The organism is Geothrix fermentans DSM 14018, assembly GCF_000428885.1.
In the GTDB taxonomy this organism is placed as follows: Bacteria; Acidobacteriota; Holophagae; order Holophagales; family Holophagaceae; genus Geothrix; species Geothrix fermentans.
In genome coordinates this window covers 50,270-73,821 of sequence record NZ_AUAU01000018.1, presented here as the reverse complement: position 1 = coordinate 73,821, position 23,552 = coordinate 50,270, and the positions used below count along the sequence as shown (strand labels likewise).

General features: G+C 69.0%; 22 protein-coding genes, 2 tRNA genes and 1 pseudogene. 13 read left to right on the top strand and 12 right to left on the bottom strand.

Features of this window, described 5'->3' with window-relative positions; all coding sequences use genetic code 11:
- The first annotated feature begins 251 nt into the window (after nucleotides 1–251).
- Complete coding sequence (locus G398_RS19520; RefSeq protein WP_052571668.1) at nucleotides 252–1,271, top strand: IS110 family RNA-guided transposase; 1,020 nt, start codon at nucleotides 252–254, stop codon at nucleotides 1,269–1,271.
- A gap of 235 nt (nucleotides 1,272–1,506) precedes the next feature.
- Here G398_RS19520 and G398_RS0107820 read toward each other — a convergent pair whose 3' ends face one another.
- A complete protein-coding gene (locus tag G398_RS0107820) occupies nucleotides 1,507–2,025 on the bottom strand; it encodes a KdsC family phosphatase (RefSeq protein ID WP_026853188.1) in 519 nt (172 codons plus the stop codon).
- A gap of 197 nt (nucleotides 2,026–2,222) precedes the next feature.
- Here G398_RS0107820 and G398_RS0107815 point away from each other — a divergent pair, with 197 nt between their 5' ends.
- The 12 genes from G398_RS0107815 to cydB all read left to right on the top strand — a co-directional run bounded on the left by G398_RS0107815 (nucleotide 2,223) and on the right by cydB (nucleotide 12,953).
- Nucleotides 2,223–2,552, top strand: coding sequence for an ArsR/SmtB family transcription factor (locus G398_RS0107815; RefSeq protein ID WP_026853187.1), 330 nt, complete (start codon nucleotides 2,223–2,225; stop codon nucleotides 2,550–2,552).
- A gap of 49 nt (nucleotides 2,553–2,601) precedes the next feature.
- The gene (locus G398_RS0107810) at nucleotides 2,602–3,951 is read left to right on the top strand and encodes a TolC family protein (RefSeq protein ID WP_026853186.1); all 1,350 of its coding nucleotides are present in this window, start codon (nucleotides 2,602–2,604) and stop codon (nucleotides 3,949–3,951) included.
- A gap of 80 nt (nucleotides 3,952–4,031) precedes the next feature.
- Nucleotides 4,032–4,991, top strand: a complete 960-nt coding sequence (locus tag G398_RS0107805; protein ID WP_245576282.1) for an efflux RND transporter periplasmic adaptor subunit — start codon at nucleotides 4,032–4,034, stop codon at nucleotides 4,989–4,991.
- Entirely contained in the window at nucleotides 4,981–8,277 is a 3,297-nt protein-coding gene (locus G398_RS0107800) for an efflux RND transporter permease subunit (protein WP_026853184.1), read from the top strand. Before G398_RS0107805 ends, G398_RS0107800 begins: the two co-directional genes overlap by 11 nt.
- A gap of 2 nt (nucleotides 8,278–8,279) precedes the next feature.
- Nucleotides 8,280–8,492, top strand: coding sequence for a YgaP family membrane protein (locus tag G398_RS0107795; protein WP_026853183.1), 213 nt, complete (start codon nucleotides 8,280–8,282; stop codon nucleotides 8,490–8,492).
- Complete coding sequence (locus G398_RS20725) at nucleotides 8,489–8,662, top strand: DUF6132 family protein (RefSeq protein ID WP_157492325.1); 174 nt, start codon at nucleotides 8,489–8,491, stop codon at nucleotides 8,660–8,662. Before G398_RS0107795 ends, G398_RS20725 begins: the two co-directional genes overlap by 4 nt.
- 44 nt (nucleotides 8,663–8,706) lie before the next feature.
- A complete protein-coding gene (trxA, locus tag G398_RS0107785; protein ID WP_026853182.1) occupies nucleotides 8,707–9,030 on the top strand; it encodes a thioredoxin in 324 nt (107 codons plus the stop codon).
- Nucleotides 9,030–9,380, top strand: coding sequence for a rhodanese-like domain-containing protein (locus G398_RS17065; protein ID WP_052571665.1), 351 nt, complete (start codon nucleotides 9,030–9,032; stop codon nucleotides 9,378–9,380). Before trxA ends, G398_RS17065 begins: the two co-directional genes overlap by 1 nt.
- Before the next feature lie 16 nt (nucleotides 9,381–9,396).
- Nucleotides 9,397–9,771, top strand: a complete 375-nt coding sequence (locus tag G398_RS17060) for a carboxymuconolactone decarboxylase family protein (protein ID WP_052571664.1) — start codon at nucleotides 9,397–9,399, stop codon at nucleotides 9,769–9,771.
- A gap of 9 nt (nucleotides 9,772–9,780) precedes the next feature.
- Nucleotides 9,781–10,200 (top strand): OsmC family protein, encoded by a 420-nt coding sequence (locus tag G398_RS0107770; protein ID WP_026853181.1) that lies wholly within the window; start codon nucleotides 9,781–9,783, stop codon nucleotides 10,198–10,200.
- Nucleotides 10,201–10,456: 256 nt separating this feature from the next.
- Nucleotides 10,457–11,791, top strand: coding sequence for a cytochrome ubiquinol oxidase subunit I (locus G398_RS0107765; RefSeq protein ID WP_026853180.1), 1,335 nt, complete (start codon nucleotides 10,457–10,459; stop codon nucleotides 11,789–11,791).
- Between the two features lie 115 nt (nucleotides 11,792–11,906).
- Complete coding sequence (cydB, locus tag G398_RS0107755; RefSeq protein WP_026853179.1) at nucleotides 11,907–12,953, top strand: cytochrome d ubiquinol oxidase subunit II; 1,047 nt, start codon at nucleotides 11,907–11,909, stop codon at nucleotides 12,951–12,953.
- Between the two features lie 63 nt (nucleotides 12,954–13,016).
- Here cydB and cmk read toward each other — a convergent pair whose 3' ends face one another.
- The 11 genes and pseudogenes from cmk to G398_RS0107700 form a co-directional block, all read right to left on the bottom strand.
- Nucleotides 13,017–13,682 (bottom strand): (d)CMP kinase, encoded by a 666-nt coding sequence (gene cmk / locus G398_RS0107750; RefSeq protein WP_026853178.1) that lies wholly within the window; start codon nucleotides 13,680–13,682, stop codon nucleotides 13,017–13,019.
- A 35-nt stretch (nucleotides 13,683–13,717) separates the two neighbouring features.
- On the bottom strand, nucleotides 13,718–15,169 hold the full coding sequence (locus G398_RS0107745) for a cytochrome c3 family protein (RefSeq protein ID WP_026853177.1): 1,452 nt from the start codon (nucleotides 15,167–15,169) through the stop codon (nucleotides 13,718–13,720).
- A gap of 181 nt (nucleotides 15,170–15,350) precedes the next feature.
- Nucleotides 15,351–17,039, bottom strand: a complete 1,689-nt coding sequence (locus tag G398_RS0107740) for a RecQ family ATP-dependent DNA helicase (RefSeq protein ID WP_157492324.1) — start codon at nucleotides 17,037–17,039, stop codon at nucleotides 15,351–15,353.
- Nucleotides 17,040–18,167, bottom strand: a complete 1,128-nt coding sequence (hisC, locus tag G398_RS0107735; RefSeq protein WP_026853175.1) for a histidinol-phosphate transaminase — start codon at nucleotides 18,165–18,167, stop codon at nucleotides 17,040–17,042. It abuts the gene before it with no gap.
- Complete coding sequence (gene clpP / locus G398_RS0107730) at nucleotides 18,167–18,763, bottom strand: ATP-dependent Clp endopeptidase proteolytic subunit ClpP (protein WP_026853174.1); 597 nt, start codon at nucleotides 18,761–18,763, stop codon at nucleotides 18,167–18,169. Before clpP ends, hisC begins: the two co-directional genes overlap by 1 nt.
- 75 nt (nucleotides 18,764–18,838) lie before the next feature.
- Nucleotides 18,839–20,515, bottom strand: a complete 1,677-nt coding sequence (gene tig / locus G398_RS0107725; RefSeq protein ID WP_026853173.1) for a trigger factor — start codon at nucleotides 20,513–20,515, stop codon at nucleotides 18,839–18,841.
- Nucleotides 20,516–20,548: 33 nt separating this feature from the next.
- Nucleotides 20,549–20,633 (bottom strand) — tRNA-Leu (locus G398_RS0107720).
- Nucleotides 20,634–20,658: 25 nt separating this feature from the next.
- Nucleotides 20,659–20,735, bottom strand: a tRNA-Arg gene (locus G398_RS0107715).
- 302 nt (nucleotides 20,736–21,037) lie between these two features.
- Nucleotides 21,038–21,958 carry an adenosine deaminase family protein gene (locus G398_RS17055; RefSeq protein WP_052571663.1) on the bottom strand — a complete coding sequence of 307 codons (921 nt, stop codon included), beginning with the start codon at nucleotides 21,956–21,958 and terminating at the stop codon, nucleotides 21,038–21,040.
- 44 nt (nucleotides 21,959–22,002) lie between these two features.
- Nucleotides 22,003–22,299, bottom strand: a pseudogene (locus G398_RS17050) (FYDLN acid domain-containing protein); the annotation flags it as partial.
- 79 nt (nucleotides 22,300–22,378) lie between these two features.
- Nucleotides 22,379–23,437 carry a hypothetical protein gene (locus G398_RS0107700; RefSeq protein WP_026853172.1) on the bottom strand — a complete coding sequence of 353 codons (1,059 nt, stop codon included), beginning with the start codon at nucleotides 23,435–23,437 and terminating at the stop codon, nucleotides 22,379–22,381.
- Nucleotides 23,438–23,552 lie beyond the last annotated feature (115 nt).

The window sequence follows — 23,552 nt, the reverse complement described above, 5'->3', positions numbered from 1 at the left end:
CTTGTATGTTTCCCTCGCCCCCTGTCTAGTCGATGGGGAGATTCTCCAGCGGAGGCAGTGTGGCAAACGGAGGGATGGTGCTGGTTTGTGTTGAGGCGCTGAGAGAATCGCCGTCACAAAGGTTCAGCCCATCCCTCCTCCCGTGCCGCGCCGTAGGACCGGTGACAACCTCGGTTTCGAGCCGAATGCGCAAGAATGGTCAGGCGCGCACGTTTGCAGCATAGGCCTTTCCCGCTGGAATGGGAGGTCTCATGACTCGAGGAACATCCGCTCCAACCCTCCCGGTCCACTGGGCCGGCGCCGACCTCGCCAAGGCAAGCCTCGATCTGGCGCTCTGGGGCCACGAGGACCTGCCTCGGCGAAGGGTGAGGTCGTTTCCCCGCACCCAAAGCGGGGCTGCCGAACTCCTGGCCTGGATGAAGTCCGAGGCGCCTGAAGGAACCCGGTTCGGGCTCGCCATGGAGTCCACCGGCGCCTTCGCGGAGGAACTGGCCACCTGGCTTTCCGGCCTGGACCCGGAGCTTCACCTCGCCATCGTGAATCCGATCCAAAGCCATGCCTACATCAGGTCGCTGGGACTTCGGAACAAGACCGACAACCTCGACGCCAGGGCCTTGGCGGGTTTCGGCTCGGAGCGGCGCCCCAGGGCCTGGGAGAAGCCATCCCTTGCCCTCGCTGAATTGAAGGATCTCGCCCGCATCCGTGCCGACTTGGTGGACGCGCGCGTGGCGATGCGGCTCCGGTTGAAGGACCATCCGCGTGCGGCGAAAGGCGCCACGAGGGCCTTGGAGCAGGTCATCAAGACCTTCGACCAGCAGATCGGGAAGCTGGAAGCAGCCATCCGAGCGCACATGAAGCACCACGAAGCCCTCGGCGCCCAGGTTAAGCGCCTGACATCCATCAAGGGGGTGGGCCTGATCACCGCCGTGACCATCGTGGGAGAGCTGGGAGACCTCCGCCGGTTCATCAGAAGCCGCCAGCTCACGGCATTCGCGGGCGTAAGCCCGAGGAAGAAGGAAAGCGGCATCAGCGTTCGCGGCACGACACGGCTCTGCAAGCAGGGGAATGCACGGGTCCGGGCCGCGCTCTACATGGCAGCCATGAGCGCAGTGCGCTCCAACCCGGACCTGGCAGACACCTATGCCAGCCTGCTCAGAAGGGGTCTCCACTGGAGGGCAGCCCTGGGGGCCGTGATGCGCAAGCTGCTTGTCCTCATGCGAGCTGTGCTCAAGGCCGAGCACGACTGGGTTCCCAAGATCCAGGCCGCGTGAAGGAGGAGCCCACCTTCTGCTTTTCCCTTCACAGCGGAGCCAACGGTCGCAGCCGGGAGGGGCGCAAAGCCTGCGGGCCGCGAAAGGCGTGCCAGAAGCCGTCCCTGGCGTCCCTTTCGCGGCCTTGCGCCTCTCTCGGCTGGACAGATCCTTGCCCGCCCGAAGGGAAAAGAATCCCGAGACCTTGACTGCCAACTGACAACCTTCGTGGAGATCTGTTCCCTTCCGTGTGGGACTAGTACTTCCCGACGGTCTCCGCCCACCGCCCCTGGGCCTTCAGGATCCGCTCGGCCACGGCCCGCAGCACGCCCCGGCCGCCGGGGACGGGCACGGTCCAGTGGCAGACGGCCTTCACCTCCTCCACGGCGTCGTCGGGGCAGCAGGCCAGGCCCACCCGGCGGAGCAGGGGGAGGTCCGGCAGGTCGTCGCCCAGGTGGGCCACCTGGTCGTAGGCCAGGCCGTACTTGGCGCAGAGCTGGTCCAGGATGGGCAGCTTGTCCAAGTGGCCCGCGAAGCAGTCCTCCACACCCAGGTCCTGGGCCCGGTGCCGGGTGGCGCCGGCGTCCAGGCCGGAGATGAACGCCACGGGAATGCCCGCGCGCTGCAGGTGCTTGATGGCGGCCCCGTCCCGCACGTGGAAGGCCTTGGTGTGGCCGGGCTCCGGGCCGTAGGTCAGGGCGCCGGTGGTGAGGACGCCGTCGATGTCGGTGCAGAGCAGGCGGATCTTGGCGGCGCGCAGGTCCAGGTCGTCCACGGGGAACTCCAATGTCTGCCAGCCTAGCAACTCTCCTCGGGAAGTTGACGCCGGTCACGATCCCGCCGGAAATCGCCAGGGGACTGGGATGTCGGGTTGCCGGATGATCCAATGGGTATACAGTTTTCGATGACTGGTCATTTTCCGGGTTGACAAGGATCGAAACCGGATGATCATAGTCGCATGGAGTTGAAGCCGTGAACCACCAGCTCAGCAATCCCATGATCGAAGAAGTGAGCGGCCTCTTCAGCGCCCTGGGCGACGCCTCCCGGCTGAAGATCCTCCGCTCCCTCCTCGACAGCAAGGGGCCCCTGAGCCAGGGCGCCGTGGCCGAGGCCGCGGGCCTCTCCCAGGCCAATGCCTCGAAGCACCTGGCCTGCCTGGTGCGCGTGGGCCTCGTCAGCCGCGAGCCCGAGGGCAACGCCGTGTACTTCACCCCGGTCATGCCTCTGGTGGGAGAGTTGTGCGACCTGGTCTGCGGCCACGTGACGGACCGTGCGAAGATGACCTACAAAGCCCTCAAATGAGCCCAGGGAATCGAGCCCGGTCCCTTTTTTTGCCTAGGAGTATTCCTCTATGAGTATTAAAGTTACTACGGCACTGGGCTTGGCGCTGGCCTCGGGGGGAACCCTCCTGGCCCAGTCCGGTCCGACCGTGGCCGAGAGCATCCGGAAGGCCTGGACCGGCCAGGCCGGGCTCCGGGCGGGCCAGGCCATGGTGGAGGCCCGGCAGGCGGAGGCGGAGGGCGCCCGCGACCTGCGCCTGCCGAGCCTCACCCTCCAGGCCCAGGGGATCCGCACCAACGAGCCCATGCAGGCCTTCGGCATCAAGCTGAACCAGGCCCGCATCACAGCGGCGGACTTCGATCCCAGGGCCCTGAACCATCCGGATCCCATCGGCGCCTACGGCGGCTCCGCCGTGCTCCAGCAGCCCCTCTACGCGGGCGGGCGGATCAGTGCCGCCCGGCGGGCCGGGGAGTATCTGGCCCAGGCCGAGGCCGCCAGCCAGGAACGCCGCAGGCAGGAGGCGGCGCAGGCCGTGGTGGAGGCCTACTTCGGCGTCCAGGTGGCCGAGCAGGCCCTCCGCTGGGTGGAGGACTCCCGGACCTGGATCCAGGGCATGGAGGACTTCGCGGGCGCCCGGGTGAAGCAGGGCCTCATGCTGGAGTCCGAGCTCCAGCGGCTCAAGGCCTTCCACGCGCAGATCGACGCCCAGAAGGCCGAGGTCACCAAGCAGGCCCGCGCCGCCCGCTCGGGCCTGGGCCTCCTCACGGGTACGGGGCCCGTGGAAGGCCCCCTGGGCACGCCGCTGACCCCAGATTTCGAGGGGGGCATGCGCCCCTCGAAGGAACCCGTCGACCTGGCCGCCGGCCCTGCGGCCGGTCCGCGGGGCGACCTGGTGGCCGCCGACCTCCAGGCCCGGGCCGCCGCCGAGGGCGCCAAGGCCGCCAAGGGCAGCGTGCTGCCCGAAGTGGGTCTGGAGCTGGGCGCGGGCACCCTCCACCATTCTTGGTCCGACAAGGGGAACTGGACCTGGGCCGGCGTGGGCGTGAAGTGGAAGGTGTTCTCGGCGCCCGACCAGGCGAAGGCCCGGGCCGCCCGGGCGCAGGAGCGCGCCGCCCGCGAGATGCGGGACTTCAAGCAGCAGCAGGCCGACCATGAGGTCCGCGTGGCGAGGGAGTCGGTCCTCGCCGCCCAGGCCCGCTACACCGCGGCGAAGGAATCCCTGGCCGCCGCCGAGGAATCCAAGCGCCTGAGGGAAGCCCGCCACCGGGAGGGGCTCGCCCCCCTGATCGACGTGCTCGATGCGGAAGCGGCCATCCAGGGCGCCCGCACCCTCCTCCTCCAGAGCCTGTACGACCTGCGGGTGAGCCGCGCGGGGCTGGACCTGGCCACCGGCACCCCCATCGAAGGAGTGAAGCCATGAAGTCGGTTGTCATTCAGACCCTCGTGATCGGTGCCTTGCTCGGGACTGCGGCCTGCGGGCGCAGGCCGCAGTCCCGAGAAGTGAACAGCCTTCCCAAAGTGGCGGTTTCGTTGGTGGGGCAGGGCGCGACCCAGGGCATGGGCGAGGGCGGCGCCTGGGTGGCGGCCACGCTCCAGTCCACGCGGACCGCGAACCTGTCCACCCGCATGGCCGCGCAGGTCAAGCGCGTGCTGGTGCAGGAAGGCCAGCGCGTGGGTGCCGGAACCCTCCTGATCTCCCTGGGTGACGAGGACCTGCAGGGCCAGCTCAAGGCCGCCCAGACCGGCCTCGCCACCGTCGAGGCCCACCACCGCCGCATCGCGGCCCTCCAGGCCCAGAAGGCCGCCACGCCCTCGGAGTTGGAGCAGGCCCAGGCCCAGGTGGCCCAGGCCCAGGCGGGCGTGGCGGCCATCCGGGCCAACATCGCCTACACCCAGATCCGCGCCCCCTTCGCCGGCGTGGTGCAGTCCCGCAAGGTGAACGAGGGCGACTTCGTCGGCCCCGGCATGCCGCTGCTGGAACTTGTCGGCGACGGGGAGCAGGAGCTGGTGGCAACAGTCTCCGAGGAAGAGGCCAAGGGCCTGAAGACGGGTTCGAAGCTGGTGTTCGAATCCGAGGGGACCGAGGGCGAGGCCCAGGTCACGGGCTTGGCGCCCGGAGGCGATCCTGCCAGCCACAAGGGCACCCTGCGCGCCAAGGTGCTCAAGCCCAAGGGCCTCCGCCAGGGCTCCTTCGCCCGCATCCTCGTGACCGGCCTCAAGGCCGCCCAGGGGGTCTCCGTGCCCCGGAGCGCCCTGGTCCAGCGCGGGGAGCTCTCGGGCGTCTTCGTCGCCAAGGACGGCCGCGCCGAGCTGCGCTGGCTCTCCCTGGGGGAGGGCGGGGGCGGCTACCTGCCCGTGCGTTCCGGCCTGAAGGTAGGTGAGCAGGTCATCGACCGTCCCGGTGCGCTCCAGGACGGCCAGCCCATCGAGATCTCCAGCGGGGTGGTCCATGGAAAGTGAAGTCCGGCTGGGTCTGGCCGGAAGGCTCGCCAAGGGCTTCCTGCGGAACAAGCTGACGCCCCTCATCGTCTTCGCCTCGCTGCTGCTGGGCATCCTCGCCGTGGTGCTCACGCCCCGCGAGGAGGAGCCCCAGATCGTCGTGCCCATGGTGGACCTCTACGTGCCCTACCCGGGCGCGAGTCCCAAGGAGGTGGAGAGCCAGGTCGCCACGCCCCTGGAGCGGCGCCTCTGGGGCATCCCCGGCGTCGAGTACCTCTACAGCATGAGCCGGCCGGGCATGGCGCTCATCACCGTGCGCTTCAAGGTGAACGAGCCCCAGGAGCCGAGCCTGGTGAAGGTCTATCAGGAGCTGGCCGCCCATCCGGACCTGCTGCCTCCCGGGGCCATGAAGCCCATCATCAAGCTCCAGACCATCGACGACGTGCCCTTCATGGTGCTCGCCCTCCACGGCGAGCCCGGATCCGCCCAGACCCCCGGCCAGCTGCGCCAGGTGGGCGAAGTCCTGGCCCGTGAGCTGGCCGGCGTTCCCAGCACCGCCCAGGTGAAGGTCATCGGCGGGGCCCGGCGCATGGTCCGCATCGAGCCGGATCCGGACCGCCTCCGGTCCCTCAACCTGTCCCTCGGTGAGCTCCAGCCGGCCCTCCAGTCCGCGGAGGCCCAGCTGCCCGCCGGCGCCCTGGTGGACCGGGGCCGGCGCACGGAGCTGGAGGCCACGGGCTTCGTGCTCCAGGCCGCCGAGCTGCGCCGCCTGGTGGTGGGGGTCCGGAACCAGAGGCCGGTCTACCTGGCGGATGTGGCCCGGGTGGTGGACGCGCCGGATCCGGAGCCGCCCGTGGTCCTCTTCGCGGACGCGGCCCGGCCCGGCTTCGAGCCCGCCGTGAGCATCACCCTCTCCAAGCGCGCCGGCGCCAATGCCACCGCCCTGGCGGACCAGGTGCTGGCCAAGGTGGAGGCCCTGCGGGGCAACCTCATCCCCCGCGACCTGAAGGTCACCGTCGCGCGCAACTACGGCGAGACCGCCGGAGACAAGTCCAACGAGCTCATCGAGCACCTGCTCATCGCCACCCTCAGCGTCATCGCGCTGATCCTGCTGGCCATGGGCTGGCGCAGCGCCGTGGTGGTGGGCATCGCCGTGCCCGTCACCCTGGCCCTCACGCTGCTCATCACCTACCTGTTCGGCTACACGCTGAACCGGGTGACGCTGTTCGCTCTCATCTTCTCCATCGGCATCCTGGTGGACGACGCCATCGTGGTGGTGGAGAACATCCACCGGCACCTGCACCTCCCGGGCCAGAAGAAGACCTTCGCCCGCATGGTGGTGGAGGCCGTGGACGAGGTGGGCAACCCCACCATCCTGGCCACCTTCGCCGTCATCGCCGCCATCCTGCCCATGGCCTTCGTGCGGGGCCTCATGGGGCCCTACATGCGGCCCATCCCCGTGGGCGCGAGCCTGGCCATGCTCTTCAGCCTGGTCATCGCCTTCGTCATCAGCCCCTGGGCCAGCCTCATCGTATTCCGCAAGGAGGCCCACCTCCCCGAGACGGATGCCACCGGCCTCCACCCCGGCCACCCCGATTCCGTGGCCCCGGAGCCGGCCCAGCACCACCGCGGGCCGGACGAGGTGCCGGAGACGCGGTTCACGCGGATCTACCGGAGGTCGATGCATGCGCTGCTGACCCGGCCGAAGGTCCGGTGGAGCTTCTTCGCCGGGGTCGTCGTCCTGCTCCTGGGGGCCATGTCCCTGGTGGGCTTCGGCGTGGTCAAGGTCAAGATGCTGCCCTTCGACAACAAATCGGAGTTCATGGTCCAGCTGGACCTCCCGGCGGGCACGCCGAGGGAGGATGCCCTCGCCGTGGGCCAGGACATCGCCCGGCGCCTGCTGAAGGACGCCACGGTCAAGGACGTTCAGGTCTACGCCGGCGAGGCCGCGCCCTTCACGTTCGTGGGCATGGTGCGCCACAGCTTCCTCCGCCAGGAGGCGGAGATGGTGGACGTGCAGGTGAACCTGGTCCCCAAGGGCGACCGCAAGGAGCAGAGCCATGACATCGTCGTGCGCCTGCGGCCCGAGCTGGAGAAGCTCGCGAAGCCCGTCGGGGCCCGTCTGAAGCTCGTGGAGATCCCCCCGGGGCCTCCGGTCATGGACACCATCGTGGCCGAGATCTACGGCCCCTCCGAGGCCGAGCGCACCCGCCTGGCGGGCGAGGTCCTCCAAGCCTTCCAGAGCGTGGATGGGATCGTGGATGTGGATTCCTCGCTGAACGCCACCACCCCGAAGATCAGCCTGGTGCTGGACCGGGAGAAGGCCGCCCTGCACGGCGTCGCGCCGGCCCAGGTCGTCCAGACCCTCGCCATGGCCGGCTACGGGCACACCGCCGGCGCCTTCCATGTGCTGCGCGGCTCCAGCCAGGTGCCCGTGGTAGTGCAACTGGCCCCGGAGAAGCGCCAGCGCCTGGACCAGCTCCTCCAGCTCACGGTCCCCGGCGCCCGGGGCATGGTTCCCGTGCGGGAGCTGGTGACGGTGAAGGAGGGCCGTGAAGAGGCGGTCATCCACCACAAGAACCTGATGCCCGTGGCCTACGTGTTCTCGGACCTGGCGGGCCGCATCGAAAGCCCGGTCTACGCATTGTCCGCCCTCAACAAGAAGATCGACGCCCTCAAGGGCACCGGCGGCGCGAAGGTGGCGCGGCTGGGCCTGGCCCATCCCGGGAACACCGAGAACCTGGTCATGAAGTGGGACGGCGAGTGGCACATCACCCTCGAAGTCTTCCGCGACCTGGGCATGGCCTTCGCGGCGGTGCTGGTGCTGATCTTCGTGCTGGTGGTGGGCTGGTTCGAGAGCTTCGAGATCCCTTGGGTCATCCTGGTGCCGATCCCGCTCTCGCTCATCGGCATCATTCCGGCGCACGGGCTCATGGGGGCCTTCTTCACGGCCACCAGCATGATCGGCTTCATCGCCGGAGCCGGCATCATCGTCCGCAACAGCATCATCCTCGTGGACTTCATCGAGCTGAAGCTGAAGGAGGGCATGTCGCTGGAGTCCGCCGTGGAAGAGGCTGGCGTGGTGCGCTTCCGGCCCATGCTGCTGACGGCCTCCGCCGTGCTGGTGGGCAGCGCCGTCATGCTGGCCGACCCCATCTTCCAGGGCCTGGCCATCAGCCTCATGGCGGGCGAAGTGGCCGCCACCCTGCTGTCCCGCATCGCCGTGCCCGTCCTCTACTACCTCGTGGCCCGCCGGGGCCACGCGGCCCACCTTCAACGCCAGGCGACCCTCGCCGGAAAGGAATAACCATGAACGTCGATCGCACCGTCCACACCATCGCCGGCACCTTCATCCTGCTGAGCCTCGCCCTGGCGAAGTTCCACAACCCGAACTGGATCTGGTTCACCGTCTTCGTGGGCGCGAACCTGCTCCAGAGCGGCCTCACCAACTGGTGTCTCATGTCCACCATCCTGCGCAAGCTGGGCGTGCCCGAGGGCCCGGGCGTGGGGTGCTCGCGATGAAGGCCACGGCCCTCCGCATCGGCCTCGGGCTCGTCATCGGCGGGGCCCTGGGCTATGCCTGGCACCGCCTGGTGGGCTGCAGCACCGGGGCCTGCCCGCTGACCGCGACGCCCGCCCGCGGCATCAGCTATGGCGCCGTCCTGGGCCTGATCTGGGCCCTGGCCCGCTGAGGTCCCGCCGTCCCGGCCTGCGCCGGATCTGAACTGGAGTTCCCATGTCCGAAGTCATCCATCTCACCACCGAGGCCTTCCACAAGGTCTCCTCCCACACGAGCCCCGTGCTCCTCGATTTCTGGGCGCCCTGGTGCGGCCCCTGCCGCATGCAGGGCCCCATCCTCGACGAGGTGGCCCGCGCCGCCGGGAACAAGGCCATCGTCGCCAAGGTGAACGTCGATGAGGAGCCGCTGCTGGCCAGCCAGTTCGGCGTCCAGAGCATCCCCACCCTGGTGGTCCTCAAGGACGGCCGCATCCTCCGCCGCATGGTGGGTGTCCAGCCCGCCCATGTGCTGAAGGACGCGCTCCAGCAGGCGGAGGCCTGATGGCCGAGTACTGGATCTACCTCATCCCGGTGGCCGCCATCGGCTACCTCCTGTGGAGCCGCCGCTCCGCCTCCTCCGCTGACGTGAAGGCCCTGATCGGGCGCGGCGCCCAGATCGTGGACGTCCGCACCAAGGGCGAGTTCCGCACGGCCTCCCACCCCAAGGCCATCAACATTCCCGCCGACCAGCTGGACGAGCGCTCGAAGGAGCTGGATCCCGGGCGTCCCGTGCTGCTCTGCTGCGACAGCGGCAGCCGCAGCGGCTTCGCCGTGTCCATCCTCAAGCGTAAGGGCTTCAAGGAGGTGCACAACCTCGGCTCCTGGCGCCGCATCCAGTCCTTCCTGTCCTGAGATCCGGAGACCTGCCATGAGCGCCCAGACCCCGCCCACCCCCGACCAGATCCTGCAGATGATGCAGGGCAAGATGGGGGACACGTTGCCGACGTGGCCCGGGCAGCTGAAGGAGCTGGCCCCGGACCTCCTGGTATCCACGGCCCAGCTCTCCCACGGCAGCGTCCAGCGGCCGGAGAGCACGATCCCCCTGAAGTACCGGCACCTCATGGCTGTGGCCGCGGCCCTGGGGCGGCGGCAGGCCTCCTGCGCGCGCTCCCAGGCCCGCATGGCCATGCAGGAGGGCGCCACGCGCGAGGAGGTCCTGGATGCCGTCCGCATCGCCCGGCACCTGATGGCCGCCGGTATCCTGGATGCGGCCGCCCCGATCCTGGAGGATCTGGCGGAGTAGGAGCCGCGCATGGAAGCCAATGTCCGCTGGGAGTCCGGCCTCACCTTCCAGGTGGACCAGGAAGGCCACCGCTACCACATCGACGTGCCGGCCGGGGAAGGGGCGCCCACCAAGGGGCCCCGCCCCAAGGGCCTGCTCCTGGCCGGGCTGGGGGGCTGCACGGCCATCGACGTGGTGAGCATCCTGGAGAAGATGCGCGTCCCGCTGGACGGCCTCGAGGTGCAGGTGAGCGCCGAGGCCCGCGAGGAGCATCCGAAGATCTTCACCGGCATCCACGTGCGCTACGTCTTCCGGGGCCGGAACCTGCCTCTGGACAAGCTGGAACGGGCCGTGAAGCTCTCCGAGGAGACCTACTGCGGCGTGTCCGCGATGCTGCGCCCCGCGGTGCCCATCACGTCGGAGATCGTGGTGGAGCCTCCCCGGGGCTGAAAAAACGGCGGGCCCACCCCGGGCCCGCCTCCCCTACCCCTGAGCCTTCCGGATCCGCGAGGGTCCGGCGCTGGGATGAAAATAGAATATGACTAAATAGTGATTTGATACTATAAAAAACAATGTGACTCCTGTCACTCTGCGTATTTCCCTGCACTGTCAGCTCTTCGGATGAGATGCGGCCCGCCGGCCGTGGGATACTGGCGGCGCATCAGGGCACCAGAGACGCCGCAGGGCATTCATTCCGGGAGAAACCATGGGTGATCCGCTTTTCTGGCACAGGCTGCAGTTCGGGTTCACGGCGACCTACCACTACCTGTTCCCCCAGCTGACGATGGGGCTCGCCCTCATCATCGTGGTGCTGAAGGCCATGGGCCTCCGGACCGGAGAGGCGCGCTACAACGATGCCGCCCGGTTCTGGATCAAGATCTTCGGCATCAACTTCGCGGTGGGCGTGGTCACGGGCATCCCCCTGGAGTTCCAGTTCGGCACCAACTGGGCGAAGTTCTCGCACATCTCCGGCGGCATCATCGGCCAGACCCTGGCCATGGAGGGCATGTTCGCCTTCTTCCTGGAGAGCAGCTTCCTGGGGATGCTGATCTGGGGCGAGAAGAAGCTCTCGCCCAAGGGGCACTTCCGCGCGGCCATGGCCCTCTGGATCGGCAGCTGGCTCTCCGGCTACTTCATCATCGCCACCAACGCCTTCATGCAGCACCCCGTGGGCTACACCGTGGCCGCGGACGGCACGCTGCAACTCTCCAGCTTCTGGGCCTTCCTCCTCAATCCATGGGCTCTGGGCCAGTACGCCCACAACATGATCGCCGCCGTGGTGACGGCCTCCTTCGTGGTGGCCGCCATCGGCGCCTTCTGGACCCTCAAGGGCATCCATCCCGAGCAGGCGCGGCTGAACCTGCGGACGGGCACGATCATGGGCCTCCTCTTCAGCCTGCTCGTGGCCTTCCCGACCGGGGACCTCTCCGGCAAGCTCGTGGCCAAGTACCAGCCCATCACCCTGGCGGCCATGGAGGGCCGCTTCGAGAGCGGACCGCGCGCCAACCTCACGCTGGTGGGCCAGCCCAACGTGGCCCAGCGGCGCATCGAGAACCCCATCCAGCTGCCCGCCGTGCTCAGCTTCATCGCCTACGGCAGCTTCTCCAGCAACGTGAAGGGGCTGAACGAGTTCCCCGAGGACCAGTGGCCCCAGAACATCGAGCTGCTCTACTACAGCTTCCACATCATGGCGGGCCTGGGCACGATCATGATCGCCATCATGGGCCTTGCGGCCCTGCTGCTCTGGAAGAAGCGGCTGGACACGGCGCGCCCCATGCTCTGGATCCTGATGCTGGCCTTCCCCTTCCCCTACATCGCCACCACCGCGGGCTGGGCCGTGGCCGAGTTCGGCCGCCAGCCCTGGCTCATCTACGGGGTGCTGCGCACCGTCCAGGGGGGCTCGCCCACGGTGAACGCGGGGCACACGGCCTTCACCACCCTGGGCTTCGCCGGCATCTTCGTGGTGCTGAGCGTCCTGTGGCTCTTCCTCATCGGCCGGGAGATCTCCCACGGCCCCGTCTCCCACTCGCAGAAGGCCTAGGAGGCTGCCATGGAAATGCTCTGGTTCTGGCTCGTCTCCGTCTTCTCGGTATCCCCTGCGGGGATACGCGAGACCTCCAAGATTGGGCGTGGTTTCATCATCATGGAGGTCAGCCATGCATGAGCTTTGGTTCTGGCTGGTCGCCGTTATGATCGCCATCTACGTCGTGATGGACGGCTTCGACTTCGGTGCCGGCATCCTGCACCTGGTGGTGGCCAAGACCAACGAGGAGCGCCGCGAGGTGCTGGGGGCCATCGGCCCGCTGTGGGACGGCAACGAGGTCTGGCTGCTGGCGGGCGGCGGTTCCATGTTCCTGGCCTTCCCCAAGGTCCTGGCCTCGGGCTTCTCCGGCTTCTACCTCGCCATCTGGCTGGTGGTCTGGTGCCTGATGCTCCGCGGCATCTCCATCGAGTTCCGCTCCCACCTGGAGGATGGCCTGTGGCGCCGGTTCTGGGACGGCACCTTCGCCCTCTCCAGCCTGCTCCTGCCCATCCTCTTCGGCGCGGCCCTGGGCAACGTGCTCCGCGGCGTTCCCGTGGACGGGAGCGGCTTCTTCGAGATGGCCCTCTGGACCAACTTCCGCCAGGGCCCGCAGCCCGGCATCCTCGACTGGTACACGGTGCTGATCGGCGTCTTCGCCCTGGTGACCGTGACGGCCCACGGGGCGCTGTTCCTGGCGTGGAAGACGGACGGCCCGGTGCATGACCGCTCCCGGGGGCTCGGCATGAAGCTCTGGGGCGCCGTGCTGGTGCTCTGGATCCTGTCGAGCTACGCCACCTCCGTGGTGAACCCGGGCATCTTCCACCGCCTCCCCCAGGCCCCCCTGGGCTGGGTGGCCTCCCTGGTCTTCCTGGCGGGCCTGGCCCTGGTGTTCATCGGGCTCAAGCGCGAGCGGTTCCTCCTGGCCTTCCTGGGCTCCGGGGCCTTCATCCTGGGCCTCCTGGCCGCCAGCGCCGCCTGTGTCTACCCGGTGATGCTGAAGTCCACCTTGGGCCCCCAGTTCGATCTGACGGCCCTCAACGCCAGCGTGGGCGTCCACGGGCTCCGCACCGGCCTGGCGTGGTGGCTCATCGGCTTCCCCATCGCCATCGCCTACGTGGCCTTCCTGTTCCGGTTCCATCGGGGCAAGGTGAAGGCGGCGGCCGAAGGCGAAGGCTACTGATCCTCCCCTTCTCCGCAGAAAAACGGGCGCCATCCGGCGCCCGTTTTTCTGCGCATGGGAAAGCTAGGGGTGGGCGAGGTGCTTCGCCACGATGCGGTCCACCACCTGCTCCAGGCTGAGGTCGCTGGAGTCGAGGACGGCGGCGTCCTCCGCTTGGCGCAGCGGGGCCACGGCGCGGGTGCTGTCGGCCTCGTCGCGGCGCTGCTGGTCCGCCAGGATCTCCTCGTAGACGGCGCGCTGCCCCTTGGCCTCCAGTTCGAGGAAGCGGCGGCGGGCCCGGGCCTCGGGGCTGGCGGTGAGGAAGATCTTGCAGCAGGCGCCGGGGAAGACCACGGTGCCGATGTCGCGGCCATCCACCACCCAGCGGCCGGAGGCCCCGATGCGCCGCTGCTGCTCCACCAGCACCTCGCGCACCCGCGCATCCGCGCTCACCGGGGTGACGCCGCGGGTGACCTCCTGGCTGCGGATGGCTTCGCTGACATCCTCGCCGGCCAGGAAGATCCGGGTGCCCTCCTGGGCGAGGTCCAGGCCGGCCAGGAGCCGCTCGAGCGCGGCCCGGTCCGCCAGCGCCACGCCGGTACGCAGCACGGCCAGGGCCGCCGCGCGGTACATGGCGCCCGTATCGAGGTAATGCCAGCCCAGACGCGAAGCGACCCGCCGGGCTGTGGTGGATTTCCCCACCCCCGACGGGCCGTCAATCGCGATCAGGGAAAGGGCGGGAGCGGCCATGCCTTCATTCTGCGGGACCGGCTCTGCCCTTGCCATTACTTCATGCCGAGGTCCTTGAGGACCTTGGGGTCCTTCTCGTCCTGGGCGAGGATCGTGTGGCAGGTGTTGCAATCGGCGGCGATGGTGCGGCCGTCGGCGGCGGTGTGGCTGCCGTCGTGGCAGCGGAAGCAGCCCACGGCCTCCTCGTGCCCGATGTTGTTGGGGTGCGTGCCCCAGGTGAGCTTCATCTCGGGGAACACGTTGCGCAGGTAGATGGTCTTCACGGTCTCGGCCGCGGCGTCCACCTGGGCCCGCTTGTGCTTGAACACGTCGGGGTAGGTGGTGCGGTAGAACTCGTTGATGCCGAGCACGATCTTGGAGCCCGCTTCCTGCTGGCTGGCGTATTCGGTCTTCAGCAGCTCCACGGCCTTCTTCTTGATGTAGGGCAGATCCGTGGCGATGAGGCCCTTGGCCATGGACTTGTCCACGGCGCGGTCGGGCAGCTCGAAGGTGTGCGTGGGCCGGTTGTGGCAGTCGATGCAGTCCATTTTGCGCTCGGTTGCCTTGGCGAGCTGCTCGGGGGACAGCTTCTTGAAGTCCTCGGTGACGTACTCCACCAGCTGGCCGTTGTCGTCGCGGTAGGTGACCTTGGGGATCTCCTGGCGGCGGTGGTCCGTGCTGATGTAGCTGATGCGCTCCCCGGCGTCCAGGTGGCGGCCGTGGATGCCGGTGGTGCCATTGGGCGTGTGGCCACCGATCTTCAGGAGGAGGATGCTGGTGGCGGGGGTATTGGTCTCGTCATCGGCGTACTTGGTGCGGATGAGGAGCTTCTCGTCGGTGAACTTCTGGGGCCAGTGGCACTGCTCGCAGGTCTCGCGGGCCGGGCGCAGGTGCTCGACGGGGCTGGGGATGGGGCGGGAATAGGTGCCGAAGGCCACGGCGAAGAGCTGGCGGGTGCCGGAGATCTTGGCGCGGACGAGGGCCGGGGCCCCGTGGCCGATGTGGCACTGGGCGCAGCCCACGCGGGAGTGGGGCGAGTTCAGGAAGGCGGTGTACTCGGGGCTCATCACCGTGTGGCAGGTGAGGCCGCAGAAGCGGTTGGAGTCCATGTACTCCACGCCCTTGAGGCCCGCGGTGCCGAGGATGCCCACGTTCACGAAGGTGAGGGCGCCCACCACCAGCAGCAGGCGGCGGATGCCGGGCTGGGTGAAGTCCACCTTCTGGAGGGGCGTGGGGCTCTCGCCGGCCAGCCGGCGCTTGCGGCGCGTGCGGAGGATGCCCACGGGGATGAGCACCAGGCCCACCAGGAAGAGGGCGGGGAGGGCCAGGAACAGGAGGATGCCGACATAGGGGTGGACGGCCCTGGGGCTGGTCAGCTCCATGAACCAGAACCAGACGAGCGTGAAGGCCGAGCTGGTCGTCAGCGCCACGCCCAGCAGGGTCATCCAGTTGTTGCCCAGCTGGAAGCAGAGCCTCACGAGGTCCCTGATGCGTTCTTTCAAGCTCATGCGTCCACCTCCGGTACGTGGGCAAAGACAAATGACAATCGAGTGGGGAATGCCCCTTCCTCCACCCTAATTTCCCCATGAGCCCGGGGCAAGCCCGTCTGGGGCCGGGGTGAGCCGTATCCCTTTTGTTATCAATAAGGGGCATTCCGGGTTGTGACAGAGGTCCCCGGGGCTGGCAGCTTCAGCCGCCGTTCTCCCGCAGCAGTCCCAGGAACGCCTCGCCGTACTGCTGGAGCTTCTTGGGCCCCACGCCGCTCAGGGCGAGGAACTCCGCCTCGGTGCGGGGCTGGAAGCGGGCCATCTGCTGGAGGGTGGCGTCGCTGAAGATCACGTAGGCGGGCACGCCCTTGGCATCGGCCAGCCGCTTCCGCAGGGCCTTCAGCTCCCGGTAGAGCGCCTCCTCGCCGTCCACGGGGCCCTCGGGCAGGGCGGGGCGGGTGCCGCGGGGCGAGCCCTTCTTGGCTTTGCCGGGCTTCGGGGCGGCCTCCAGGGGATCCGCGCCGGAGCAGACGTCGCAGGAGGCGCCGCAGGCTTCCATGCGCTCGCCGAAGTGGGCCAGCAGGGCCTGGTGGCGGCAGCGCGGGGATTCGGCGAGGCGGAAGAGGTCGCGGGTCTGGCGCTGCTGGGCCTGGGCCAGGCCGGCGTCGAGGCCGTCCGTGAAGCGGTCGTAGCTCAGCACGTCGCCCCAGCCGTAGAACATCACGCAGTCCGCGTCCGCCCCGTCGCGGCCTGCACGGCCGATCTCCTGGTACCAGCCCTCCACGCTCTTGGGCATGTCGCGGTGGATGACGTAGCGGATGTTGCTCTTGTCGATGCCCATGCCGAAGGCGACGGTGGCCACGATGACGTCCACGTCATCCCGCTGGAAGGCCTCCTGGGCCGCCGCGCGCGCGGCGGCGTCCATGCCCGCGTGGTAGGCGGCGGCGAGGATGCCTTCGCCCCGGAGGAAGGCCGCCGTGGCCTCCACGGCCTTGCGGGACAGGCAGTAGATGATGCCGCTCTCCCCGCGCCGCGCCAGCACCAGGCGCAGCAGGGCCTCCCGCACGGGCGGCAGCCCCTCGGCGCCCTTGCGGTAGGCGCTGATGCGCAGGTTGGAGCGGAAGAAGGAGCCTTGTACCTCCAGAGGGTTCCGCATCTCCAGCTGCTGGGCGATGTCTCGGCGGACCTCAGGGGTAGCGGTGGCGGTGAGGGCCAGCACGGGCACGTTCGGGAAGCGCTGCTTGAGCCCGGCCAGCGTGCGGTAGGCGGGCCGGAAGTCATGGCCCCAGTGGCTGATGCAGTGGGCCTCGTCCACGGCGATGAGGCGCAGATCCACCTCCCGCAGCAGGTCCGCCAGGTAGAGCTCGAGCCCCTCCGGGGCGGCGTAGACCAGTTCCAGCTCGCCGTTCTTGAGCGCGCGGATGCGCTCCCGGCGGGCTTCCGCGTCGAGGCTGGAGTTGAGGAAGGTGGCCCGGAGCCCGGCTTCCGTCAGCGCGTCCACCTGGTCCTTCATGAGGGCGATGAGGGGCGACACCACGAGCGTCACGCCGCCCAGCAGCCGCGCCGGCAGCTGGTAGGTGAGGGACTTGCCGGCGCCCGTGGGCATGATGCCCACCACGTCGCGGCCCGCCATCACGGCCTCGATGATGGCCCGCTGGCCGGGGCGGAAGGAGGCGTAGCCGAAGGTGGCCTTCAGGGCGCCCTCGAGGTCCTGCGGGGCGTCCAGACCTGCGGCGAGCGCCTTCAGGGCTGCGATGTCTCCGGCATTGAAAGCCGAGGCCTCGGCCTTGTAGCGGGAACGGAGCCCCTGAAGCCCCTCTCTGCATTCCCCGTACGCGCCTTGCGCGAGCAAGGCGCGCAGGCGGTCAATCTCGTCTGGAACCTGCGCCACCTAGCAGCCGCCGTCGAGCAGCGGCCCGGCGGCCTTCCAGAAGGCGGCCATCTCCTCGGGCTTGCCGAAGGTCACGCGGATGTGGTTGGGCAGGCCGTAGCCCTGCATGGGACGCACGATCACGCCGCGCTGGAGCAGCTCCTTGAACAGCTCCGCCGCGGGGAAGGCCGTCTCCATGAGGATGAAGTTGCCCGAGGTGCCCGAGAGCTGGCAGCGGTGCTTCGCGGCCTCGGCCACGAAGGCCGCGCGGGCCTCGGTGTTCTTCTGGCGGGAGAAGGCTTCGAAGGCCAGGTCCTGCACGGCCACCTCGGCGGCGGCCTGGGCCAGGTGGTTGGTGTTGAAGGGGCTGCGCACCCGCTCCAGGAATCCGATCATCTCCTTGGACCCGAGGCCGTAGCCGATGCGGAGCGCGGCCAGGGCGTGGATCTTGGAGAAGGTGTGGAGCACCAGCAGGTTCGGGCGCCGGTTCAGGTAGGCGGCGGCGTCCGGATAGGTGGCCGGGTCCTCGTATTCGGCGTAGGCCTGGTCCACCACGAGGACGATGTCCTCGCGCAGGTCGCGCACCAGGCGCTCCAGCTCGGCCTGCTCCAGGCGGATGCCCGTGGGGTTGTTGGGATTGCCGAGGTAGACGAGGCGGGTGTCCTCCACCACGGAGCGCAGGATGTCGTCGGCGTCGAGTTCGGTGGCCGAGGCCCGGGACTCGATGACGCGCCCGCCGGCGGTCTGGGTGGCGATGCCGTAGATGGCGAAGCTGTGCTTGGGGATGACGGCGCTGCCACCGTCCAGGAAGGCGGCCTTGGCCACCATCTCCAGGATCTCGCTGCTGCCGTTGCCCAGCACCACCCGGTCCAGGGACAGGCCCTTGCGCTCGGCGATGCGCTGGCGCAGGTAGTAGCCGTCGCTCACAGGATAGAGGCCCAGGCCCTCGAACTCGGAGCCGGAGATGACCGAGGCCACGCGGGCCTTCACGGCGTCGGTGGGGCCCCAGGGGTTCTCGTTGGAGGCCAGCTTGACGATGGACGTGAGGCCCAGCTCGCGCTGCACCTCCTGGATGGGCTTGCCGGGCACGTAGAGCGGGATCCGCGCCAGCTGGTCGAAGGCGGGAATGGCGGAAAGGCTGGTGTTCATCAGGCGGGCCGTTCGGAGAGGACCTTGTCGACGATGCCGTATTCCAGGGCTTCCTCGGCGCCCATGAAGAAGTCGCGGTCCATGTCCTTCATGACCTTCTTCAGGGGCTGGTTCGTGTGCTTGGCGAAGGTGGCGGCCAGGTTCTCCTTCAGGCGCTGGATCTCCTTGAAGGTGATCTCGATCTCCGTGGCCTGGCCCTGGGCGCCGCCGGAGGGCTGGTGGATCATGATGCGGGCATTGGGCAGGGCGAAGCGCTTGCCCTTGGTGCCGGCCGCCAGCAGGTGCGCGCCCATGGAGGCGCACTGGCCGATGCAGTAGGTGACGATGTCGTTCTTCACGAACTGCATGGTGTCGTAGATGGCCAGGCCCGCGGTCACGCTGCCGCCGGGGCTGTTGATGTAGATCTGGATGTCCTTGTCCGGGTCCTCGCTCTCGAGGAACAGCATCTGGGCCACCACGGCGTTGGCCACGTTGTCATCGATGGCCGTGCCCAGGAAGATGATGTTGTCCTTCAGCAGGCGCGAGTAGATGTCGTAGCTGCGCTCGCCGCGCGGCGTCTGCTCGATGACGATGGGGGGATAGTAGCTGCTGGGCATGGGCCCTCCGGCTGGCCCATCAGGATAGCAAGAAGGCGCCGCGAGGCGCCTTCTCCAAAGGGTTTGGACAGACCGCTACTTCTTGGCGGCGGGCTTCTTGGCCTTGGGCTTCTCTTCGGCGGGCTCATCCTTCTTGGCGGCGGCCTTCTTGGGCTTCTCCGCGGCGGGTTCGTCCTTTTTCACAGAGGCCTTCTTGGGCTTCTCTTCGGCTTCGGGCTCGACCTTGGCGGCCTTCTTGGCCGCGGGCTTCTTGGCCGGGGCGGCCTCCTCCGCATGGCCGTGGTCGTGGCCATGATCGTGATCGTGGTCATGGTCGCAGTCGGGGCCGTGGACGTGGCCGGCGGGGGCCACGGCGGCGGGCTCGCCGCCCTCCTGGCCCTCCAGGTCGCCGCCCTCCAGGCCGCCGGCGTCGAAGCGGTTCACGGGAATGCCGGCCTCGCGCTTGCGCTCCAGCTCCACCAGGGCTTCGAAGGCCTCCTTGTCCAGCTGCTCCTCCGTGACCTTGGCGGTTCCGAGCAGGTGGGTGAAGATGCGGTCGGTGCGCAGGCGGCCCTTGATCTCAGTGGTGTTGCCGCGCTTCTCCAGCTCGGCCTTGAAGGCGTCGAAGGGCTGCTGCACCTGGTTCTCGGCCATGAAGTTCCGGATCTCGGCGTCGATGTCCTCGTCGGGCACTTCGATGTTCTCGGCGTTGCCGATGGCCTGGAGCAGGTAGCCGCTGCGGACGGCGCGCTCGGCGTCATTGAGGCGGAACTGGCGGTAGCCCTGCCAGTTCACCTTCTTGGGATCCATGCCCTGGCGGGCCACGTGCTGAGCGAACTCCTGGCAGTAGTCGTCCAGCTGCAGGGCCACCATGGAGCGGGGCACCTCGAAGGGGGCGGCATCCAGCAGGGTGTCCAGCATGCTGGCGTGGAGGCGGGCCACGGCGTCGCGCTCGGCGGCCTCCTCCAGGTCCTTCTTCACCGCGGCGGTCAGGGCTTCGAGGTTCTCGAAGGCGCCCATGTCCTTGGCGAAGTCGTCGCCCAGGGCGGGCACTTCCTTGCGGCGGATGTCCTTGATCTGAACCTCGTAGGCCAGGGTCTTGCCGGCGAGGACGCGGTTCGTGTCGTCGTCGGGGTGGGTGAGGTCGAAGGACTTCTTCTCGTCTACCTTCATGCCGAGGATCTGGGCGTCGAAGGGGCGCTTGCCGTCGAGTTCCAGCACCTGGTCCTGGTAGGTCTGGGCCTTGAGGCCCTGGGGCTTCACCCGGATGTCGCAGGTGACCACGAGGCCCTCGGCCGCGGCGCCGTCCTCCACGGGCAGGAGCTTGGTGGCCCGCTGGCGGAGGCCCTCCAGGTGCTCGGCCACGGTGGCCTCGTCGATGGCCCGCTTCTTCTTGGTGAGGACCATGGCCTTGTAGTCGGGCAGGGCCACTTCAGGGGCCACGTCGAACTGGGCGCGGAAGACGGCATCGGCGCCCTCCTTCAGGTCCAGCTTCTCCAGCGAGGGGTGGGAGATGGGCAGGGCGCCCGCCTCCTGGGCGGCCTTCCAGAAGTGCTTTTCCACCAGCTGCTGCGCGACATCGGACTGGATCTCGCGCGCGTAGCGCTGCATCAGGACGGGGCGGGGGGCCTTGCCGGGGCGGAAGCCGGGGATGCGGACCTTCGGGGCGATCTTGGCCACCACCTCGTTGAAGGCGGCGCTCACCTCGGCGGCGGGCACCGTCACCTCGACGGCTTTGCGGGTGGGGGACTGGTGGTGCAGGGTGGCGGACATGGATGCTCCGTGTGATGCGGGGGTCATGCGAAGTGGTGCGAACGGTCGGACTCGAACCGACACGGTGTGAACCGCTGGAACCTAAATCCAGTGCGTCTACCAGTTCCGCCACGCTCGCAGGGTTGCCGAATTGTCATTGCCGGTGGTGCGCCCAGAGCGACTCGAACGCCCGACCCTCAGGTTCGAAGCCTGATGCTCTATCCAGCTGAGCTATGGGCGCGCACCGAATCCCCTAGTCTACCTGGAAGGCCGGGGCGCTTCGACCCCCGGGTTGGCTGGATAGAGCGCCGGATGCTGAAGGCTCTATCCAGCTTCGCCCGTGGCCTATCGGACGCGCCGTCTGGCGCGTCCTCCCGCTCGCCTCGCTCGCGGAGGCCGGAGCCGGGCGCGCACCGAATCCCCTAGTCTACCTGGAAGGCCCGGGCGCTTCGAGCCCTGGTCGACCGCCGGACCGCAGAATGGCCTGCGGGGCAGGCCATGGCGCGAGGGTCCGGCGAGGAGACCATGCCACCTGCCGCGGTGTCAGGCCAGGCACCAGGCATCCTCGGCGCCATTCCGCCGGAGGGTCTCCAGGGCGGTGGCATCCAGGCCCATGGCCCGGGCCGCGGCGGCCTCGGTGCCGAGGTCGCAGGGGGCCACGCCGGGGTCGTCCGTGCCCAGGGCGCAGCGCACGCCGGCCGCCAGCATGCGGGGCAGGGGATGGGGCACCACGTCGGCGGCCAGGGCCCGGTTGGAGGTGGGGCAGATGTCCACGGAGATGCCCCGCTCCGCCAGCAGCTCCAGGGTGGCGCCGTCGGCCCGGATGCCGTGGACGATGCGGGCCACGCCGCCCTCGAGCACGGCCTCGCGGACGTTCGAGCCCGGGCCGTTCTCGCCCGCGTGGGCGGCGATGCGCAGGCCCGCGCTCCGGGCGCGCTCGAAGACGGGGGCCCAGTCGCGGAAGGGGGTGCCCTCCAGGCCCCCGGTGGAGAAGCCCTTCACGAAGGGCGGCAGCTCCGGCAGCACCAGGTTGAGGACCGAGTGGCCGTGCTTGGGGCCGAAGTGGTTCACGGCATCCACCACCACGCAGCCCCGGACGCCCTGGGCCGCGGCCTCGGCCAGGCCGTCCTCCAAACCCCGCCAGAAGGCGTCGAGGCTGATCTGGCCGCGGTGGGCCACCAGGAAGTGGGGCGAGGCCCAGAGGTCGAAGCCTGATCCGCCGCAGGCCCGCGTCCGCCCGGCCACGGCCCCGACGGCCGCGCGCACCGCCTCGCGGCTGTCCAGCAACGCGGCACCGAAGAGGAAGGCCTCGATGAAGCCCTCGAACGGCACACTGGCGCCGGACCAAAGGGCCTCCAGGGGGTCCGGCAGCGCCAGCCCGCGCCGCTCCGCCTCGGCCCGAACCCAGGCCGGATCAAGGGCGCCCTCCAGGTGCGTGTGACGATCCACGAGCGGATGAATCACGCACCCTCCGGCACTTTCCCTACCCATGAGCGCAGCTCATGGGCCTATTCGTCGTAGTCATCCATGCGCAGGTCGCCGGGATCGAAGCCTTCGCCGCGTCCGCGCTCCAGGGGCACGCCGCTCTCGCTGAAGGCCTCCTCGAGGTTCTCGGCCTCGGGCTCGGCGGTGAAGTCGTCCTCGATGACGTGGACGCTCTTCTCCTTCTTCACAGCGCGCGGCTTGGCAGGGGCGGCCTTCTGGTTCGCGCCGCACTTCGGACAGACCGCCTCCGGCTTGCCGAAGTCATAGAACTTCGTCGCGCACTGGAAACACGTGAATTTCTTGCCGAGATCCGCCATTGACCTGTTCCTCGCCCATGCCCAAAGGAACAAGGTTCTACCAGAGTCGGCTCCGGTTGTCACCAGTGTTTATGGGGAAGGCTCAGGCCCAGGGAGCCCCGCCCAGCTTGGAGGCATCGTCATCGCACAGCTGGTGTACGACGGTGCTGGTGAAAATCCGGTACTGAGCCTCTACATCCTCACCGAAACGCTCCACGAAGGTGGCCCGGCTCCGGTCGAGCTCGTCGCGGAGCAGCCCGTAGAGGTTCCCCTGGGTGCGGGCCTGGGCGACCTTCCCGGGGAAGTACAGCTCCACATCCCCCACCAGGACGCGGGCGAGCCGGTCGGCGGCGGCGCGGGTCTTGGGATCCAGCTCCGCGGCATGGGGCGGCTCGATGGGCTCGGGCACCATCTGGGTGGGGGCGCTGGACTGGGTTCCGGGGTGGGTCCCGGTGCCGGGCGCGGGGTGGGGGATGGCCGGGGACGGCTCGTCCTTCCCCGCGGCCAGGGCGCCCAGCGAGGCGGAGGCCGCCAGTACCAGGGCGCGCACCAGCTCCGGGTGGTCCAGCTTCTGGCGCAGGCCGCTGTCCACCAGGAGCAGGGCCACGGCCTTCCGCTTGTGCCGGAGGGGGAGGATGGCCAGGTCCGCGGCTTCGTAGGGGCTGAGGGGCGAGAGCAGGGCGGAGTAGGCGGTGCCCTTCTTCCGGAGGGAGCGGCCCAGGCCCTGGATGACCGCTTCCAGGTCCGGGGGCGGCACCACGGCGCCGGGTTTCAGGGGCGCCTGGGCCTCGAAGCCGCGGTGGGCGTACAGGGAGGCGAGTCCCTGCTTGAGGATGAAGATGGCGCTGCGCTCCACCAGGGGCTCCAGGCCGTCCAGCAGCCGCTTGAGGAGGTCGCTCTGGGAGGGGGCCCCCTCCACGAGGTCCAGGGCGGCGGAGAAGGCGGCCGCGGCGCCGCCATCGGTCTCGACGGGAGCCGGGGCCGGGAGGGCCTGGCGGATCCGCTCCAGCAGCGCCTCGTCGGGATGGAACCGCTCCATGGCCAGCTGCCAGGTGGCGATCACCTCTTCGAGCAGGCTCTGGTTCTTCTGGTTCAGCCAGGCTTCCAGCGGGCCGCGGAGGGCGTCGTGGATGGGCTGGTCCTCAGGACGGGCGGCGCTCATGGGGGGCTCGGACGAAAGGTTCGGGTCCAGGGTATCCCAAGTTCGGGCGGGAACCTCGTCTGCTGGTATTTACCTTGGGGAACCGATAGGATGACCCAGGTTCCTTGGAGATGGC